The following is an 18,285-nucleotide window of genomic DNA, read 5'->3' on the forward strand; positions in this document are numbered from 1 at the left end:
GTCGCCCGGCGGCTGTCGCGTGAGCCCGTCGCCGCCGGGAGGCGGATCGTCAGCTGGAGGTTGATGCATGGCCCCGTCGCCGCCCGGAGAGCCCACGGCGCCGTTCGACCCGCCGTTCGACCCGCCGTTCGACCCGCCGTTCGACCTGGTGATCAGGTCCCGCAGGACCGTCACGCCGGAGGGTGAGCGGCCCGCCGCCGTCGCCGTGCGCGGCGAGAAGATCGCCGCGCTGCACGACTACGCCGCCCCCCTGCCCGCCGCCGAGGACGTCGATCTGCGCGACCTGGCGCTCCTGCCCGGCCTGGTCGACACCCACGTCCACGTCAACGAGCCGGGCCGGGCCCACTGGGAGGGCTTCGCCTGCGCGACCAGGGCGGCCGCCGCCGGCGGCGTCACCACGATCGTGGACATGCCGCTCAACTCGCTGCCGCCGACGATCGACCCCGGGGCGCTCGACGCCAAGCGGCGGGCCGCCGAGGGGCGGTGCCACGTGGACGTCGGGTTCTGGGGCGGGGCGGTGCCGGGGAACCTCAAGGATCTCGCGCCGCTGCACGAGTGCGGGGTCTTCGGGTTCAAGTGCTTCATGTCACCGTCGGGGGTGCCGGAGTTCCCGCCGCTGACGGCCGGGGAGCTGCGGCGCGCGCTGGAGGAGGTCGCCGGGTTCGGCGGCATGATGGTGGTGCACGCCGAGGACCCGGCGCTGCTGGCCGAGCCGGGCGGGCCGACCTACCGGGAGTTCCTGGACTCCCGGCCGGGGGCCGCCGAGCGCAGCGCCGTCGAGCGGGCCGTGCGGCTGGCCGAGGTGACCGGCTGCCGGCTGCACATCCTGCACGTCTCCGGCGCCGAGTGCCTGGAGGTGCTGGAGGCCGCCCTGGGCAGGGGAGCGCCGGTCTCGGCCGCGACCTGCCCGCACTACCTGACGCTGACGGCCGAGCAGGTGCCCGAGGGCGGGACGGCGTACAAGTGCTGCCCGCCGATCCGCTCGCGGGCCAACCGCGACCTGCTGTGGGAGGGGCTGGCGCGAGGCGTGCTGAGCTGCGTCGTCTCCGACCACTCGCCCTCGCCGGCCGAGCTGAAGGTGCCCGACTTCGCCGCCGCCTGGGGCGGCATAGCCTCGCTCCAGCTCGGCCTGCCCGCGGTCTGGACGGAGGCCGCGCGGCGGGGGCACCGGCTGGAGGACGTGGTGCGCTGGATGTCCGCCAACCCCGCCGCGCTGGCCGGCGTGGCCGGCAAAGGCGGGATCGCGGCGGGGAACGACGCCGACCTGGTCGCCTTCGACCCCGCCGCCGGCACCCTCGTGGACGCCGCCCGCCTCCACCACCGCAACCCCGTCACCCCCTACCACGGTCACACGCTCAAGGGCGCCGTCCTGACCACCTGGCTGCGCGGCCGCCCGGTGGACGGCGAGCCGCACGGGCGGCTCCTGCGCAAGGCCCGGCCGACGATGGGAGCGCGATAGATGTCCGGTTTCACCACCCTGCCCGACCTCGCCCTGCGCACTCTGGGCGGCGCCGTCGTGGCCGCCAGCGACGAGTCCTTCGCCGAGAAGGAGAGCCTGATCAGGCCGGGCCGGCCCGACTTCCAGCCGGGCACGTTCGGCAGCAAGGGGCAGGTCTACGACGGCTGGGAGACCCGCCGCCGCCGCGCGCCCGGCCACGACTGGGCCCTGGTGCGGCTCGGCATGCCCGGCGTGATCCGCGGCGTGGTGATCGACACCGCCTGGTTCAGGGGCAACCACCCCACCCACGCCTCGGTGGAGGCGGCGTACGTGCCGGGGCATCCCGCACCCGAGGAGGTGCTGGCGGCGCGGTGGACGCCGATCGTGCCGCTGTCGGAGCTCAAGGGCGACACCGAGCACCACTTCCCGGTCGCCGGCGAGGCGGTCCACACCCACGTACGGCTCCGCATCCACCCCGACGGCGGCGTCGCCCGGCTCCGGGTGCACGGAGAGGTCAGGGCCGACCTGTCGCTCTACGACGGCCTCGGGCTCGACCTGGCCGCCCTGGCCAACGGCGGGCTGGTCACCGCCTGCTCCGACGACTTCTACTCCGCGCCCGGCAACGTCATCGCGCCCGGCCTGGCCCGGCACCAGGCCGAGGGCTGGGAGACGGCCAGGCGGCGGGGCGAGGGCAACGACTGGCTCGTCATCCGGCTGGCCGGGCGCGGCGTCATCCGGCTGGCCGAGATCGACACCACCAACCTGCTGTACAACGCGCCCGCCGAGGTGTCGCTGACCGGGCTGGACGGGCCGCGCGAGGTGCCGCTCCTGCCCAGGACCCCGCTCCGGCCCGACACGCCGCACCGCTTCCGCCTCGGCCCCGCCGAGCCGGTCACGCACGTGCGCGTGGACATCTACCCCGACGGCGGCCTGGCCCGCGTCCGCCTCCACGGCCACCTCGCCTGACCGCCCTCCCGCCCGTGGCGGGAGGGCGGCCCGCTCACTGCCAGAGGAAGACGGTGCTGCCGACCGGCCGCCGGCTGTTGGGCACCGGCCGCTGGTACTGCACCACGCCGCCGTTGCCCAGCCGCTGCACCCGCACCTTGAAGCCCAGCGCCTCCAGCTCCGCCTTGGCGTCGTTGACGTTCTTCCCAATCACCCCGGGCACCATGCCGAACGGCTGGTCCTCGCGGTCCTCGTCGTCATCGTCGCCCCGGAACCACTCCCAGATGTCCGCCTGGCACCGCGCCACCGTCACCATGACCGGCGCGCCCCTGTCGACCTCGGACTTGGCCTTGGGCGACTGGGCGATGACCGTGCACGGCTCGGCGTCGTCGTCGACCTCGGTGACCTGCACCTGGAAGCCCTGCTTGCTCAGGAAGTCGGCGGCCTGGTCCTTCGGCATGCCGGCGACGTCGGGCATGACGAGCCCGGCGCTGACGAAGATGTGGACCGTGGCGCCCTTCTTGACCTTCTCGCCCACCATCGGCGAGGTGCGGATCACCTTGTCGCGCTCGATCTCCTGGCTGGGCAGGCGCTTGACGTTGCCGACCGTCAGGCCCGCCTTGGCGATCTCGGCCCGCGCGCTGTTGCCGGTCAGGCCCGACACGTCGGGCACCACGATGCGCTCGGGCCCCAGCGAGGGCACCAGCGTGACCGTCGAGCCCTTCTCCAGCTCGGAGTCGGCCACCGGGTCGGTGCTGAGGATCAGGCCCTCGGCCACCTTCTCGTCGTACTGGCCCTCGGCCTTGCGCATCAGCAGGCCGGCCCCGGCGAGGTTCTTCTCGGCGACCACCAGGTTCTTGCCGACCAGGTCGGGCACCTTGACGTATTCGGGCTGCGCGAAATACCACCCCGTCAGCCCGACCGCCACCGCCAGCACGGCGGCCAGCGTCACCAGGAACCAGTTGGGCCGGAACCCGCGCCGCGGCTCCGGCGCCTCGGCCCGCGGCTGGATCAGCGTGTGGGAGGGGGCGACCATCGTGTGGGCGGGGGCGGCGGCCTGCGGCACCGACTGCGCGCCCGACGGCATGCCGAACGTCTGGGGCCGTGACGGCGGCATCACCGGGCCGGTGCCCGGCGGCGTGGTGGTGCGCGGCAGCATGCGGTGCGCGTCGACCGCCGCCACGAGCATCGCGGTCGCGTCGGCGGGGCGGTGCTGCGGCTCGCGCGCGGTCGCGCCCGCCACCAGCGTGTCGATCAGCGGCGGCACCTCGGGTACCAGCGACGACGGCGCCGGCACCGTGTCGTGGACGTGCCGGTAGGCCACCGACATGGGCGTCTCGCCGTCGTACGGCTGCTGCCCCGTCACCAGCTCGAACAGCATGATGCCGGCGGCGTAGACGTCGCTGCGCACGTCGGCGGCGCCGGTGATGACCTGCTCGGGCGCCATGTAGCCGATCGTGCCGATCATCACGCCGGTGCGGGTCTGGTTGGTCGCCTCGATGGCCTTGGCCAGGCCGAAGTCGACGACCTTGACCCGGCCGTCGTCGGTCATCAGGACGTTCTCGGGCTTCACGTCACGGTGGACCATGCCGGCCTGGTGGGCCGCGCCGAGCGCGGCGAGCACCGGGATCATGATCTCCAGGGCCTCCCGGGCGGGCAGCCTGCCTCGCTCGCGCAGGATGTCGCGCAGGGTGCGGCCCGGGACGTATTCCATCGACAGGTAGACGACGTCGTTGTCGGTGCCCTGGTCGAAGACGTGCACCACGTTGGGGTGCGAGAGGCTGGCAACCGACTTGGCCTCGCCGATGAACCTCCTGACGAAGGCAGGGTCCTCGGCGAGCGAGCGGTGCATGACCTTCAGCGCCACCGTCCGGTCGAGCCGGATGTCCAGCGCGAGGTAGACGGTCGCCATACCGCCCCGGGCGATCCGGCTCTCGATGCGGTAGCGCCCATCGAGGAGCCGCCCGACCAGGGGGTCCGCAGTCGTCGTATCCACCCCGCTGAGTTTACGGGCGTTTTGGCCCCGGCATGGCCTCGCCGCCCGAAACCGATGCGGAGACGTTCTCGTCGGAACGTCCCCGCTCCCGGCGGCACTGACCAGGGGTCACTCTCGTCACGGTGTCATCGGTGACCCCGGCTCACGGCGTCATCGGTGACCCCGGCTCACGGCGTCATCGGTGACGACGCCTCGGCGTAGCGGCGGCGCGGGATGCGCCCCGCCTGCCGCGCCAGCCGTCCGGCCGTCACGGCCTGCCGCATGGCCGAGGCCATGAGGTCGGGCCGCTGCGCGCGGGTGACGGCCGTGGCCAGCAGCACGGCGTCACAGCCCAGCTCCATCGCCAGCGCGGCGTCGCTGGCCGTGCCGATGCCCGCGTCGAGGATCACCGGCACGGAGGCGGCCTCCACGATCAGCTCGATGTTGTGCGGGTTGCGGATGCCCAGCCCGGAGCCGATCGGCGCGCCCAGCGGCATCACGGCCGCGCAGCCCGCCTGCTCCAGCCGCCGCGCCAGCGCCGGGTCGTCGCCGATGTACGGCAGCACCACGAACCCGTCGGCCACCAGCCGCTCCGCCGCGTCGAACGTCTCGATCGGGTCGGGCAGCAGCGTGCGCTCGTCGGCGATGACCTCCAGCTTGACCCAGTTCGTGTCGAGGGCCTCCCTGGCCAGCCGGGCCGTCAGCACGGCCTCGCCCGCGGTGAAACAGCCCGCGGTGTTCGGCAGCACCTTGATGCCGCGCTCGCGCAGCACGTCGAGCACCGAGCCGCGGGCGCCGGGGTCGAGCCGGCGCATCGCGACCGTCGTCAGCTCCGTGCCGGACGCCACCAGCGCCTGGTCGAGCACCTCCAGCGAGGGCGCCCCGCCGGTGCCCATGATGAGCCGGGAGGAGAACTTCTCCCCGGCGATGATGAGATCATCCACCTTGCACCGCCGTCAGAACCTCCACGCGGTCACGGTCGCTCAGCGCCGTGGTCTCCCACGTGCCGCGCGTGACCACCTCGTCGTTCACGGCCACGGCCACACCGGTGGTGGCCGTGGTCAGCGTGCGTACGGCCTGCGCCACGGTCATGCCGTCGGCCACCTCGTGAGCGGCCCCGTTGATGGTAACAATCATGAAATTTCCTGAAATCTCCCAGGCGCGCACAGGGCGGCCAGCTCGCTCTCCTCGCCCGGCAGCTCGCCCAGCAGGATCGCCGTCGTGACCGGGGCCAGCAGCACGCCGCCCCGGTGATGCCCCGTCGCGTACGCCAGCCCCGGGGTCGCGGCCGGCCCGATGAGCGGCAGGTTGTCCGGGGTGCCCGGACGCAGCCCCGCCACCACGTCGGCCACCTCCAGCTCGGTGACGCCCGGCACCAGCTCCCTGGCGTCGCGCAGCAGCTCGTAGAGCCCGCCCGCGGTCACCTTGGTGTCGAACCCCATCTCCTCCTGGGTGGCCCCGACCACCAGCTCGCCGTCGCCCCGGGGGACGAGGTAGACCGACGAGCCGTGCACGGTGCCGCGTACGCACCGGGTGAGCAGCGGCCGCGGGGAGCGCAGCCGCATGATCTGCCCCTTGACCGGCCGCACCGGCACCTCGGCCAGCCCGGAGCTCCACGCCCCCGCCGCCAGGACGACCCGCTCGGCCCTCAGCTCCGAGAGGCCGCCGACGCCACCTGAGCTCTCGACGCCACCTGAGCTCTCGACGTCACCTGAGCTCTCGACGCCGCCTGAGCCATGGACGCCGCCGGAGCCGGTGGCGCCGCTCCCCGGGCCGGGCGCGCCACCGGCACGGCCGCCGGGGGACGGGGACGCGTCACGGCCGCCGGGGGACGGGGACGCGTCACGGCCGCCGGGGGACGGGGGCGCGAGGCGTACGCCTGCGACCCGGCCGCCCTCGCGCAGCAGCTCGCTCACGCGGGCCCGCACCACCGGCACGCCCCGCCGCTCCAGCGCGGCCAGCAGGGCCGCGGTCACGCGGCGCGGATCCACCCACGCGTCGTCGGCCGCCAGCAGGCCGCCGCGCACCGACGGGGCCAGCATCGGCTCCAGCCGCCGGCACTCGCGCCCGGTCAGCCGCTCGACCGGCAGCCCCAGCTTGTCCATGTACGCCGCCAGCTCGTCCAGCGCCGCCAGGTCGTCGGCCCCGTAGGCGACGTCGAGCGTGCCGTCGGAGCGCAGGTCGAGCGTCCGCGCGGGACCGCCGCCGGGGTCGCCACCCGGGTCGAGCCCGGAGTCGGCGGCCAGCTCGGCGGCGAAGGAGGGCCAGCGGCGCAGCGCGGCCACCCCCAGCCGCAGCAGCGGCGTCTCGGTGTAGGTCACCTCGCTGACCGGGGCCAGCATGCCCGCCGCCGCGTAGGAGGCCCCCCTGCCGGGGGCCGGGTCGACCACGGTGACCGGCCGCCCCTGGCGCGCCAGCCGCCACGCCACCGACAGCCCGACGACTCCGCCGCCCACGATCACATCCACATGCGCTCCCTTCGCCGGCATGATCCGGATCAGGTGTCTTGCGGTCGAAGGCCCGGCAAAGCCTTCCTCTCAGCCCGGTATACGGCCGGACTCCCGCGCGTCTTACGATCCACAGCCTACGGCCTCGATGCGGCGTTCGAGCACCGGCCCCGTTATGGTCGTGACCGTGAACCATGTCGTGGTGGTGGGAGCGGGCCTGGCCGGGGTGCGCACTGTCGAGGTCCTGCGCGGGCGCGGCTTCACCGGCCGCATCACGCTGATCGGCGAGGAGCGTCATCGCCCCTACGACCGGCCGCCGCTGTCGAAGGCGGTGCTCAAGGGCGAGGCCGACACCAGCTTCGTCGACACCGACCTCGATGCCCTGGAGGTCGGCTTCTGGCCGGGCGTGGCCGCCAAGTCGCTGCGCGCCGGCGTCGTGGAGACCACCGAGGGCGAGGTCCCCTACGACGGCCTGGTCATCGCCACCGGCGCCGAGCCGATCCGGCTGCCGGGCGACGGCCCCCAGCACCTGCTGCGCACCCTCGACGACGCCCACGAGCTGCGCGCCGTGCTCGTGCCCGGCGCCCACGTCGCGGTCATCGGCGCGGGCTGGATCGGCGCGGAGGTCGCCACCGCGGCCCGCCGCGCCGGCTGCTCCGTGACGGTCATCGAGAGCGCCGCCACCCCGCTGGCGACCGCCGTCGGCACCGAGATCGGCGCCCGCACCGAGCGCTGGTACGACGGCATCGACCTGCGGCTCGACACCATGGTCGAGTCCGTCGACGAGGGCGGCGTGCGGCTGGTGGGCGGCGAGTTCGTGCCGGCCCACGTCGTCGTCACCGGCATCGGCGTGCGCCCGGCGGTCGAATGGCTCGCCGACGCCGACATCGACCTGCACAACGGCGTCGTCACCGACGAGCACCTGCGCACCTCGCTGCCCGGCGTCGTCGCGGTCGGCGACTGCGCCGCCTGGTGGTCGCGCCGCTGGGCCACCAGGCTCAGGGTCGAACACTGGGACACCGCGCTCAACGCCCCCGAGGTCGCCGCCGCGACGCTGCTGGGGGAGGAGGCGGTCTACGACCCGGTGCCGTACTTCTGGTCCGAGCAGTTCGGGCACATGATGCAGTACACCGGCCATCACCCCGCCGGCGAGCGGCTCGTCTACCGGGGCGAGCCCGACGACAAGTGGTCGGCCGTCTGGCTCGGCCCCGGCGACGTCGTCGCCGCGGTGCTCGCCGTGGACCGGCCGCGCGACTACGTCCAGGGCCGCAGGCTTATCGCCTCCGGCGCCCGCCTCGACGCGGAACGCCTGGTAGATCCACAAGTACCCCTACGGGATTGTGTTGTTTGAGCAAGCACGGCATGTGGTAGTTGTGGTTTCGTGACGCTTTCTGTTGCACAGATCGACCGGGAGACCGACCAGCTCGTCGACGAGTGGTTGACACTCCCCGAAGTGGCCTCGCGCCTCGACCTTCCACTCGGGAGGGCCAAGCAGCTCCTGCGGGATCACAAGCTCCTCGGCGTGCGCCGGGGCAGCGGCGGGCCACAGGTGCCCGCGGTGTTCCTCGACGGAAAGGACGTGATGAAGGGCCTGCCCGGCACACTCACCGTGTTGCAGGACGCCGGATACGACGACGTCGAGGCGCTGCGCTGGCTCTTCACCCCCGACGAATCCCTGCCGGGGTCGCCCATCGAGGCGATCAAGGCCGGGCGTCACACTGAGGTCAAGCGGCGTGCCCAAGCCCTTGCTTTCTGACGCCCGCCTCTATCTCTGCACAGACGGCCGCCGCGACCGCGGCGATCTGGCGGAGTTCCTCGATACGGTGCTGGCCGCGGGCGTGGACATCATCCAGTTGCGGGAGAAGGGACTGGAGGCGCGCGAAGAACTCGCGCTCCTCGAGGTCTTCCGCGACGCCTGCGACCGGCACGGCAAGCTCCTGGCCGTGAACGACCGGGCGGACATCGCCTACGCCGCCCGGCCCGACGTGCTCCATCTGGGGCAGGACGACCTTCCCGTGACGGTCGCGCGAGAGATACTCGGCGACGACATCGTCATCGGCCGGTCCACCCACTCCGCCGCCGAGGCTTCCGCCGCGGCCGTGGAGGAGGGCGTCGACTACTTCTGCTGCGGCCCCGTCTGGCCCACGCCCACCAAGCCCGGCCGCCACGCCCCCGGCCCGTCGCTGCTGCGGCACGCGGCGGCGCTGGAGACCTCGCGGCCGTGGTTCGGGATCGGCGGCATCGACCTCGCCAACCTCGACGAGGTCATGTCCTGCGGCGTGCGGCGGGTGGTGGTCGTCCGCGCGATCACCGACGCCGACGACCCGGGCGCGGCGGCGGCGGAGTTCGCCAAGCGCCTCGCGGCAGGCTGACCCCGAAGGCGCCCGCCTCACCGGCGGGCGCCTTCCTCATCGCCGGCGGCCCGGCCCGGCCTGGTGGCGGCCCGGCCCGGCCTGGTGGCGGCCCGGCCCGGCCTGGTGGCGGCCCGGCCCGGCCTGGTGGCGGCCCGGCCCGCGTCCGGTCAGGTCTTGCGCGCAGGCGAGCCCGGAGGGCCGCGTTCGGCGGCCGCCGCGTCCGGTCAGGTCTTGCGCGAGGTGGCGGCGATGGCGAGGTCGGCCAGCGCCGTGCGGGCGTCGGCCGTGAGCGGGGCCGACTCCAGCGCCGCCAGCGCCTCGCCCAGATAGTCGCCTATCAGGTCCTCGCACTCCCGCAGCGCGCCCGTGTCCTCGATGATCTGCCGCAGCGCCTCGATCCCGCGCTCGTCCAGCCCGGGATCGCCCAGCAGCCGCCGCACCGTCGCGGCCTCGGAAGGGGAGGCGGCGGCCAGCGTGCGGGCCACCAGCATCGTGCGCTTGCCCTCGCGCAGGTCGTCCCCGGCCGGCTTGCCCGTCTGCGCCGGGTCGCCGAACACGCCCAGGATGTCGTCACGGAGCTGGAAGGCGATGCCGACGCGGCGGCCGTACGCGGTGCACAGCTCGTCCATCCACGGCGCCAGGCCGCGGGCGGCGAGCACCAGGCCGAGCCGCAGCGGCTGCTCCACCGAGTATTTGCCGCTCTTGTAGAGGGCCACCCGCAGCGCCGACTCGAACGTGTTCTCCCCGTGCGCCTGCTCCAGCAGGTCGAGGTACTGGCCGCACATCAGCTCGGTGCGCATGTGGTCGTGGACGGGCTGGGCGGCCTCGATCGCCTCGCCCGGCAGCCCGCTGGCCCGCCACATCTCGCCCGACCAGATCAGCAGCAGGTTGCCCAGCAGGATCGCCGCGCCCTCGCCGAACTGCTCCGCCGAGCCGTACCAGCCGGACTTCTCGTGCATCGTCTGGAAGCGGCGGTGCGCCGACGGCATGCCGCGGCGCAGGTCGCTCTTGTCCATCACGTCGTCGTGCACCAGCGCGCTGGCCTGCAGCAGCTCCAGCGAGGCCGCGGCGGTGAAGATGCCGGGCACGTCGGCGCCGCCGGCGCCGCGCCAGCCCCAGTAGCAGAACGCCGGGCGCAGCCGTTTGCCGCCCGACAGCAGGTCGTCGGCGGCCGCGCGCAGCGGCGCGAACTCGGGGTCGCCGCCCTCGGGCAGCTGTCGTTCGACGAACTCGGAGAGGGCACGCTCCACCTGCGCGCGCAGGGTGTCCATGGCGGCGGCGTGAGTGGTCATGCCATGAGACTAGTGGCCGCCACCGGAGGCCCGGATCTCCAGGTGGGCTCTCTGGAAGGGAGGCGCCGATGGCCGGGGCGGTACCCTTGGGCCATGGCGCTTGGTCGATCCTCCATCCGGCCCGATCGTGTTCCCACCGTCCGCGAGATGCTCGCCTCCGGTGGCCGGTCGTTCTCGTTCGAGTTCTTCCCGCCGAAGACCGACGAGGGCGAGCGGCAGCTCTGGCGGGCGATCAGGGAGCTGGAGTCGTTGCGGCCGACCTTCGTGTCGGTGACGTACGGCGCCGGCGGCTCCACCCGCGACCGCACGGTCGACATCGTCGAGCGGATCGCCCACGACACCACGCTCACGCCGGTGGCCCACTTCACCGCGGTCAACCACTCGATCCGCGAGCTGCGCCACCTCGTGGGGCGCTTCGCCGACGCCGGCGTGCGCAACATCCTGGCCGTGCGCGGCGACCCGCCCGGCGACCCGATGGCCGAGTGGGTGCGACACCCCGAGGGCGTCCTCTACGCCGAGGAGCTGGTGCGGCTGATCCGGCAGTCCGGCGACTTCTGCGTCGGCGTGGCGGCCTTCCCCTTCAAGCATCCGCGTTCGCCGTCCATCGAGTCCGACACCGAATACTTCGTGCAGAAGTGCCGGGCGGGGGCCGACTACGCGATCACCCAGATGTTCTTCCAGGCCGACGACTACCTGCGGCTGCGGGACCGGGTGGCGGCCCAGGGCTGCGACACGCCGATCATCCCGTGCATCATGCCGGTCACCCAGATGAGCACGATCGCCAGGTCGGAGCAGCTGTCGGGGGCGCCGTTCCCGCCCGAGCTGGCGGCCAGGTTCGAGGCGGTCAAGGACGACCCGGCGGCGGTGCGGCGGCTGGGCATCGACCACGGCGCCGAGCTGTGCCAGCGGCTGCTCGACGAGGGCGCGCCGGGCATCCACTTCATCACGTTCAACCGGTCGAGCGCGTCTCGCGAGGTGTTCCAGCGGCTGGAGCGGGTGCCGCTGTCGGCCTGACCCGGCGGGCGGGCATCCCGCGCGGGCCCGCGCCCCGCGAGGGCGGGCCTTGCCGTGCGGGCCCGCCGCCCCGAGGAGAGCGAAGCTTGCCGTGCGGGGTGCCGGGCTTTCCCGATGGGGTGCCCGCCACCCGTCCGCAGGGGGACCGGGCGGGTGACGGGCAGGGGCAAGCAGCCGACGGGTAAAGGGTCAGTTACTTTCTGTCATGTTTCCTGCCCGGCGTCAGGCGTGGCAAACCCACAGGTCACGGCTTTACCATGGGTGACTTTGCGTTCGGCCGGGAGCGGGCCTGCCGGCGCCCTTCAGGTCAGGGGGAGCGGGCGGCCCGCGATGGCGTACTCCTCGTGGCCGCCGGGGAAGACGAACCTCGTCAGCAGGTCGGTGAAGCCCATGCTGGCGTAGAGGTGGCGCGCGGCCGTGGGCCGGTCGTGGGTGGACAGCACGGCCGAGCGCTCGCGGCGGCCCGCGCACAGCGTCTTGATCATGGCGCGGCCGATGCCCTTGCCCTGGTAGGCGGGGTGCACGTGGATCTCGGCCAGCTCGAACGCGTGCCCCAGCCAGGCGTGGGCGGCCTCCTGGCCCAGCTCGTCCACCAGCCCGCGCAGGACGACGTCGTGCCACCACTGGCCGGGCGCGCCCCGGAAGCCGTACGCGAAGCCGACGATCCGGGGTTCCGGGGCAGCGAAATCTGGGGATGAATCGCGCAATTCCGCGAAATAGCACTGAAAATAGGGATATGTCGCGTGATTGCGCATGATGGTCTTGCGGCCGGTGATCTGCTCCTCAGGGGGGTCCATGGCCGCCGTGTAGATGTCGATCACCGTCTCCAGCTGTTCGGTGAACTCGGCCGGCCCGGCCCCGCGAAACTCGATCACCCGTCGCACATTACTCGACGTCCACCGGCGTGCCCCCGGTGATGCGCACGAGCTCGTCGAACGTCGTCGGGAACACGGTGTGCGGATGGCCGCCCGCGGCCCACACCACCTCGTGCTTGCTCAGCCAGGTGTCCACCAGGGTGCGCACGGGGGCCGGGTGGCCGACCGGGGCCACGCCGCCGATCGGCTGGCCGGTGGCCTGCCTGACGAACTCGGGGGTGGCCCGGCGTACCCGCTCGACGCCCGCCGTGCGGGCGATCAGCTCGACGTCCACGCGGTGCGCGCCGCTCGTCAGCACCAGCAGCGGGGCGCCGTCGGCGTCGAAGATCAGGCTGTTGGCGATGGCGCCGACCTCGCACCCGAGCTGGGCCGCCGCCGTCGCGGCCGTGGGGGCCTTCTCGGGCAGGACCACGATCTCGCCGGTGGCTCCGAGCGCACGCAGCGCGGACTCCACGACGAGGGCGTTCGCAGGCAACTTCTCAGACATGGGGACACTCTAAACAGATTGACGCATCGATTACCCATTCGTGGTGAGTGGTATAGGGTCCTCTGATCTGTTCGTGAAGAAGGTGAGAGGTGGTACGCGTGCGGGTTCGACGGCTGCCCGGGGTGGCTGCTCTCCTGACGGCCGGCGCGGTCGTCGTCTCGGGCTGCGGGGCGGGAGCGGAGTGGCGTACGGACGCGTCTCCCGCCGCTTCTCCCGCGACGAAGGCGGTCGCTCCGGCCACCGCCACGCCCGCGCCCCCCGCCGCCGCGGGCAGGAACGTCGCGCCCGACCCCGTGACGGCGCCGCGCAAGACGCTCAGGCTGGGCGCCAAGGGCCGCCACGTCACCTGGATGCAGCGGCGGCTGACCGAGCTCGGCTACCGGCCGGGCAAGATCGACGGCCAGTACGGCGGCACCACGCTGGCCGCGGTCTGGGCCTTCCAGAAGGTCAACGGCATCGCGCCGACCAGCACCATCGCCAAGCGCACCTGGCAGGCCCTGGAGACGCCGCGCGCGCCCAAGATCCTGGCGCCCGGCGGCAGGCCGACCCGCGCCGAGGTCAACCTCACCAAGCAGATCATGGTCCTGTACGTCGGCGGCCGGCCCGAGCTGATCACCCACATCTCCTCCGGCAGCGGCGTCCCCTACTGCGAGACCACCACCTGGCAGGGCAAGAAGCAGCGCTTCTGCGGCTCGGCCACCACCCCGACGGGCAACTACCGCACGACGTGGCGGGTGAGCGGGTGGCACAAGTCATACCTGGGCGAGCTGTACAACCCGATCTTCTTCAACGGCGGCATCGCCTTCCACGGCGCGCTGTCGGTGCCGCTCCACCCGGCCTCGCACGGGTGCGTGCGCATGCCCATGAACGTGGCCGAGGAACTGCCCGGGAAGCTGGGCAAGGGCGTGCCCGTGCACGTGAAGGGCAGGTTCGCCGGCGTCTGACCGGGCTGGACGTATAACGCGCGCATAACCGGATGCGGTGACGGGCGGGTTATCCGGTTTTTGGTGGGCTTCCTCCAGATCTTTCTGGGGGAATCTCATGACGACGGCAACGATGGTCCGCAGGCCCGCTCCGGCCGATGCGCCGGCCCGGAGCGGGGCCTGGCTGTGGTGGCTGCTCGCCGCCGGCTTCGTGGCGCAGGTGGCGCTGCGCCTGTGGCTGAACCGCTACCACCTCGGGCCCGTGGCGAACCCGGACGAGACCGGCTACCTCCTCGCCGCCCGGTGGCTGGCCGGCGGGGCCGGGGCCGACCTGTCCGGCTCGACCTTCTACCAGGCCGGATACGCGCTGCTGCTCACGCCGATCTTCTGGCTGACCTCCGACCCGGCGACCGCCTACCGCCTGGCGGTCGTGGTGGGGGCGGTGGCGGTGAGCGGGGCGTACCCGATGGCGTACCTGCTGCTGCGGCGGCTGCGCCTGCGGCCCCGCACGGCGCTGCCGGTGGCGTTCGCGGCCGGGTTGTCGCCCTCGCTGCTGGTCTTCTCCGGGTACGCGCTGGCCGACGCGATCCTGCCGGTGCTCGTCCTGGGCTGGCTGGTCGCGCTGCACGACCTGGCCGCCCGCGGCTCGGCCCGGGCGGGGACAGCGGCAGGCGGGGTGGCGGGCGGAGCGGCGGGCGGAGTGGCAGGCGCGGTGGCGGGCGCGGTGGCGGGCGGGGTGGCGGCGTACGCGATGGCCACGCACCTGCGCGGGACGGTGATCGTCGCGGTGTGCCTGCTGGTCGTGGCGGTCCTGTTCCGGCGGCTGCCGCGTGCGACCGTGATCGCGACGGCGGCGAGCGCCGTGGCGGGCGCGGTGGCCGGCGAGGCGCTCAACGGGGCGCTGCGGGCCGCCCTGTACGCCGGCGGGCCGCGTGACCTGTCCGGGCTGCTGCTGACCCGGCTGACGAGCCTGGAGGGGCAGGCGTGGGCGCTGTCGGGGGCGGCCGGGCAGCTCTGGTACCTCATCGCCGGCACCTGGGGGCTGGCGGGCGTCGGGCTGGCCGGCGCGGCGGCCGTGCTGGCCCGGCGCTCGGCGCCGCTCCCGCACCGGGTCCTGGCCGGGGCGCTGCTGGCGGCCACGCTCGGCATCGCGTACGCCTCCTCGGCCGCCCTGCCGGACGAGCACCGCGTCGGCAACTACGCCTACGGGCGCTACCTGGCCTGCGTCGCGGTGGCCTGGACGCTGGCCGGGCTGCTGGTGCTGCTGCGCGGCGGCCGCCGGGCGGTGGCGTGGCACGCGCTCGCCGCCGCCGGGCTGCTCGCCGTCAGCGGCGGCACGGCCGCCTGGTACGCGGGGGACCGGCTGCACCGCTACGCCTTCATCGCGTTCGACTTCCCCGAGGTGATCTTCCTCAGCGGGGTGCGCGACTCGCTCGACCTGGTCACCGCCTCCCTGACCGCCCTGGTCCTGCTGGCCTGCCTGGCGGGCACGGCGCTGCTCGCCACCCGCCGCACCCCGGCGCTGGTCGTGGGCGGGCTGGGGCTGATCCACCTGGCGTTCGCCGCGCACCTGGCGCCCGCGGCCCCGCCGGCGCCGGGTCCCGACTGGCTGCCCGCGCCGGGGCCCGGGCGGGTGGCCGTGGACGAGAGGGTCAGGTGGAACGTGTGGGTGCCGCTGGCGTACCGGGTGTGGTGGACCGAGCTGGAGCGCTTCCGCGGCACGCCCCCGCCGGGCGTCTGCACCGCGATCGTGCCGCCCGGCACGCCGCCGCCGCCCGGCTGGGCCGCCACCGGGCACGGCGGGGACCGGCAGGGCTGGACCTCGTGGACCGGCCCGGCCTGCCGTCCGGGATAGCCCGAGCCGCGCTTTCCGGTGGCCCGGGCCTGCACCGGCGGTCTGGGGGCTGGGGTCGGGGCCTGGGGCCGGGACTGGAGCCCGGGGTCAGGGCTGGTCGGCGGTCTGGGGTGGCCCGGCCTTCTGGGGGAGGGCGGCCGTCGCGGCGGCGCGCTTGCCCCGGGCGGCGGCCATCGCCAGCCCGACGGCCTGCACCAGCCCGGCCGCCGCCAGCAGGAAGGCGGTGTACGGCTGCCACCCGGGCAGCCCGCCGGCGAAGTCGGGGGAGTCGTACAGGCCCGCCAGCAGCCGGACGGGGTTGACCAGCGCCACGAGGAACCCCAGCGCGTACGGGGCGACGAGCACGCCCGAGACCACCAGCAGCAACGTGCGCCCCCGGCCGCCCCGGCGCAGCAGCGCCCCGATGACCGCGTAGGCCAGCGCCACCACGCCGACGAGCAGGGCCGTCCACCAGGTCAGCCGCCAGGTGTCCACGCCCAGCGAGGTCATCTGCGAGGCGTCGATCCGGCCGCCCTCCCACGAGGGACCGGCGATCTGCGCCCGCACCGCCGCGCGGACGGCCAGATGGCCGGCGCCCGCGTACGCCGCCACCAGGACCGGCCCCAGGGCCAGCAGGACGAGCTCGACCGGCCGCCCCCGGCCGCTCCCCGACATCAGCTCTCCTCTCCGCCACGACTTTCCGGGAGACAGCTTCTCAAAAGCCGCCGATCCGGGCGAGCCACGGCGACACCACCCCGAGCCGGCCGGGGAGCATGGAATTCAGGATCAGTCGAGGGAACGCAGGCCCGCGATGGCCACTTCCGCCGCCCGCCGGGCCGTGGTCAGGATCTCGTCCAGCGACCGGTCGCGCTCCAGGTTCGCGATCACCGACACCTTGATCGCCCCCACCAGCGCTCCCACCGCCGCGGACGCCTCCACCGGGCTCAGCTCGCCGGCATACGCCTCGTGCAGCGCCTTGGACAGCTTGAGCTGGCTGTCGAACAGCAGGAGCAGCGCCCTGGCCTGCAGCGCGGGCTCGGTCAGGACGAGCCGCATCCGCAGCTCGGCGTGCTCGAACGTGAGGTTCTGGTACGACGCCGCCTGCCGCAGGCTCTCCTCGACGAGCCGCATCAGCAGGCCGGTCACCGGCTCTCCGGGCCGTCTGCCGGCCAGGGTCTCGACGGCCAGGTCGAGGCGGCTCCCGGTGTCGTAGAAGACCACCTCCTCCTTGCTGGCGAAGTAGCTGAAGAAGGTGCGCGTCGACACGTCGGCCTCGGCCGCGATCTCCGCGAGCGTCGTCTCCTCGAACCCCTTCTCGCTGAACAGCCGGAGCGCGCCCTCGATCAGCGCCTGGCGCGTGCGCTGCTTCTTGCGCTCCCGCAGCCCCACGCTTCCAGATACCACCATGTCCGGAACTATAGTGCACATCTCAGTTTTTATCATTCATTGAAGTTTTGCAGTCGGTGATGTTTTCTGGAGAGGAAACGCCGGAAGGAGCCGGAACATGTCCGAACTGACCATGCCCATGACCAGGCAGCGCCCGCTCGACCCGCCGGAGGAGGTCACGCGGTTGCGGCAGGGGGCGGAGATCCACCGCATGACGTTCGCCGACGGCCATCTGGGCTGGCTCGTCACCGGTCACGCGGCGGCCCGTGCCGTGCTGGCGCACCCGCACTTCAGCAACCGGCCGGAGATCTCCCACCCGCCGCTCGGGTCCCGGTTGATGTCGCGGGAGCTGCGTGAGGAGTTCAAGGTGCCGCCCGGGTTCTTCCTGCGCATGGACGCGCCCGAGCACACGCGGTACCGGCGGCTGCTGACCGGCCAGTTCACGGTGCGGCGGATGAAGATGCTCGAACCGCGCATCGAGGAGATCACGGCCGCCCGCCTCGACGCCATGGAGGCCGCGGGGCCGCCGGTGGACCTCGTGCAGGAGTTCGCGCTGCCGATCCCGTCCCTGGTGATCTGCGAGCTGCTCGGGGTGCCGTACGAGGACCGCGACCAGTTCCAGGTCGACACCAAGGTGCTGGCCAGCCTGGAGAGCGGCGTCGAAGAGGCGTGGGGGGCGCTGGGGCGGATCTCGGCGTACCTGTACGGGCTCATCCAGCGCAAGCGCGCCAAGCCGGGCGACGACCTGCTGAGCGGGCTCCTGGAGGGCGGGGAGCTGAGCGACGATGAGCTCACCGGGGTCGCGTTCCTGCTGCTGGTGGCCGGGCACGAGACGACGGCCAACATGCTGGGGCTGGGGACGTACGCGCTGCTCACCAACCCCGACCAGCTCGCCGCCATGCGCGACGACCCGTCGGTGGTGGACAACGGGGTCGAGGAGCTGATGCGCTACCTCACGATCATCCACCTCGGCCCGGTCCGTACGGCGGTGGAGGACGTCGAGATCGAGGGCACCCTGATCAAGGCCGGCGAGACGGTCGCCCTCCACCTGCCCGCCGCCAACCGCGACCCCTCCCGTTACGCCGACGGCGATCGGCTCGACGTCACCCGGCCCGTCACCGGCCACCTGGGCTTCGGGCACGGCATCCACCAGTGCCTGGGCCAGCAGCTCGCCCGCGCCGAGATGCGCATCGCCTACGCTGCGCTGCTCCGCCGCCTGCCTGGCCTACGCTTGGCGGTAACACCGGAGGAGGTGCCGATGCGCTCGGACATGAGCATCTACGGTGTGCACCGCCTCCCTGTCACTTGGTAGGTC

The 18,285-nt window shown here is 73.5% G+C and carries 18 protein-coding genes and 1 riboswitch; of the genes, 9 read left to right on the plus strand and 9 right to left on the minus strand.

All coding sequences use genetic code 11. The features are described from left to right. Nucleotides 1-67 precede the first annotated feature (67 nt). Together allB and alc are read left to right on the plus strand one after the other, a co-directional pair. The gene (allB, locus tag IO39_RS44795; RefSeq protein ID WP_052424187.1) at nt 68-1,459 is read left to right on the plus strand and encodes an allantoinase AllB; all 1,392 of its coding nucleotides are present in this window, start codon (nt 68-70) and stop codon (nt 1,457-1,459) included. Further along, nucleotides 1,460-2,404, plus strand: a complete 945-nt coding sequence (alc, locus tag IO39_RS44800; RefSeq protein WP_043638510.1) for an allantoicase — start codon at nt 1,460-1,462, stop codon at nt 2,402-2,404. A gap of 34 nt (nt 2,405-2,438) precedes the next feature. On the opposite strand, the gene pknB is transcribed toward alc, so the two are convergent. The 4 genes from pknB to IO39_RS53825 form a co-directional block, all read right to left on the minus strand. Then, nucleotides 2,439-4,379 carry a Stk1 family PASTA domain-containing Ser/Thr kinase gene (gene pknB / locus IO39_RS44805; RefSeq protein WP_043638513.1) on the minus strand — a complete coding sequence of 647 codons (1,941 nt, stop codon included), beginning with the start codon at nt 4,377-4,379 and terminating at the stop codon, nt 2,439-2,441. Nucleotides 4,380-4,546: 167 nt separating this feature from the next. Continuing rightward, on the minus strand, nt 4,547-5,302 hold the full coding sequence (locus tag IO39_RS44810) for a thiazole synthase (RefSeq protein ID WP_043638516.1): 756 nt from the start codon (nt 5,300-5,302) through the stop codon (nt 4,547-4,549). Continuing rightward, the gene (gene thiS / locus IO39_RS44815; protein WP_084774588.1) at nt 5,295-5,495 is read right to left on the minus strand and encodes a sulfur carrier protein ThiS; all 201 of its coding nucleotides are present in this window, start codon (nt 5,493-5,495) and stop codon (nt 5,295-5,297) included. Before thiS ends, IO39_RS44810 begins: the two co-directional genes overlap by 8 nt. Further along, nucleotides 5,492-6,826 (minus strand): FAD-dependent oxidoreductase, encoded by a 1,335-nt coding sequence (locus IO39_RS53825; protein ID WP_084774589.1) that lies wholly within the window; start codon nt 6,824-6,826, stop codon nt 5,492-5,494. Before IO39_RS53825 ends, thiS begins: the two co-directional genes overlap by 4 nt. After that, nucleotides 6,816-6,933: riboswitch (TPP riboswitch) on the minus strand. It overlaps the preceding gene by 11 nt. 59 nt (nt 6,934-6,992) lie before the next feature. Here IO39_RS53825 and IO39_RS44825 point away from each other — a divergent pair. The 3 genes from IO39_RS44825 to thiE are packed head-to-tail and all read left to right on the plus strand — an operon-like array spanning nt 6,993 to nt 9,177. After that, on the plus strand, nt 6,993-8,156 hold the full coding sequence (locus IO39_RS44825) for an NAD(P)/FAD-dependent oxidoreductase (protein WP_245642625.1): 1,164 nt from the start codon (nt 6,993-6,995) through the stop codon (nt 8,154-8,156). Between the two features lie 30 nt (nt 8,157-8,186). Further along, nucleotides 8,187-8,561, plus strand: coding sequence for an Rv2175c family DNA-binding protein (locus IO39_RS44830; protein ID WP_043638521.1), 375 nt, complete (start codon nt 8,187-8,189; stop codon nt 8,559-8,561). Beyond that, complete coding sequence (gene thiE / locus IO39_RS44835; RefSeq protein WP_043638524.1) at nt 8,539-9,177, plus strand: thiamine phosphate synthase; 639 nt, start codon at nt 8,539-8,541, stop codon at nt 9,175-9,177. Before IO39_RS44830 ends, thiE begins: the two co-directional genes overlap by 23 nt. A 206-nt stretch (nt 9,178-9,383) precedes the next feature. Here thiE and IO39_RS44840 read toward each other — a convergent pair whose 3' ends face one another. Beyond that, nucleotides 9,384-10,451: a polyprenyl synthetase family protein gene (locus IO39_RS44840; protein ID WP_043638526.1), complete on the minus strand. Its 1,068-nt coding sequence runs from the start codon at nt 10,449-10,451 to the stop codon at nt 9,384-9,386. A gap of 93 nt (nt 10,452-10,544) precedes the next feature. Between IO39_RS44840 and metF the strand changes: the two genes are divergently transcribed. Then, nucleotides 10,545-11,465, plus strand: a complete 921-nt coding sequence (gene metF / locus IO39_RS44845) for a methylenetetrahydrofolate reductase [NAD(P)H] (protein ID WP_043638529.1) — start codon at nt 10,545-10,547, stop codon at nt 11,463-11,465. 302 nt (nt 11,466-11,767) lie between these two features. Here metF and IO39_RS44850 read toward each other — a convergent pair whose 3' ends face one another. Together IO39_RS44850 and IO39_RS44855 are read right to left on the minus strand one after the other, a co-directional pair. Then, on the minus strand, nt 11,768-12,340 hold the full coding sequence (locus tag IO39_RS44850) for a GNAT family N-acetyltransferase (protein ID WP_043639659.1): 573 nt from the start codon (nt 12,338-12,340) through the stop codon (nt 11,768-11,770). Between the two features lie 10 nt (nt 12,341-12,350). After that, nucleotides 12,351-12,827 carry a YbaK/EbsC family protein gene (locus tag IO39_RS44855; protein WP_043638531.1) on the minus strand — a complete coding sequence of 159 codons (477 nt, stop codon included), beginning with the start codon at nt 12,825-12,827 and terminating at the stop codon, nt 12,351-12,353. A gap of 98 nt (nt 12,828-12,925) precedes the next feature. On the opposite strand from IO39_RS44855, the gene IO39_RS44860 reads away from it, so the two are divergent. Both IO39_RS44860 and IO39_RS44865 read left to right on the plus strand, forming a co-directional pair. Further along, nucleotides 12,926-13,771: a L,D-transpeptidase family protein gene (locus IO39_RS44860; RefSeq protein ID WP_043639662.1), complete on the plus strand. Its 846-nt coding sequence runs from the start codon at nt 12,926-12,928 to the stop codon at nt 13,769-13,771. Nucleotides 13,772-13,868: 97 nt separating this feature from the next. Then, nucleotides 13,869-15,605: a hypothetical protein gene (locus IO39_RS44865; protein ID WP_157549855.1), complete on the plus strand. Its 1,737-nt coding sequence runs from the start codon at nt 13,869-13,871 to the stop codon at nt 15,603-15,605. 87 nt (nt 15,606-15,692) lie between these two features. On the opposite strand, the gene IO39_RS44870 is transcribed toward IO39_RS44865, so the two are convergent. Together IO39_RS44870 and IO39_RS44875 are read right to left on the minus strand one after the other, a co-directional pair. Then, a complete protein-coding gene (locus IO39_RS44870) occupies nt 15,693-16,259 on the minus strand; it encodes a hypothetical protein (protein WP_043638533.1) in 567 nt (188 codons plus the stop codon). 111 nt (nt 16,260-16,370) lie between these two features. Next, a complete protein-coding gene (locus IO39_RS44875; RefSeq protein ID WP_043638536.1) occupies nt 16,371-16,991 on the minus strand; it encodes a TetR/AcrR family transcriptional regulator in 621 nt (206 codons plus the stop codon). Nucleotides 16,992-17,088: 97 nt separating this feature from the next. Here IO39_RS44875 and IO39_RS44880 point away from each other — a divergent pair, with 97 nt between their 5' ends. Beyond that, on the plus strand, nt 17,089-18,282 hold the full coding sequence (locus IO39_RS44880; RefSeq protein WP_043638539.1) for a cytochrome P450: 1,194 nt from the start codon (nt 17,089-17,091) through the stop codon (nt 18,280-18,282). Nucleotides 18,283-18,285: the final 3 nt, after the last annotated feature.

Source organism: Nonomuraea candida, from assembly GCF_000725485.1.
Taxonomy (GTDB): domain Bacteria; phylum Actinomycetota; class Actinomycetes; order Streptosporangiales; family Streptosporangiaceae; genus Nonomuraea; species Nonomuraea candida.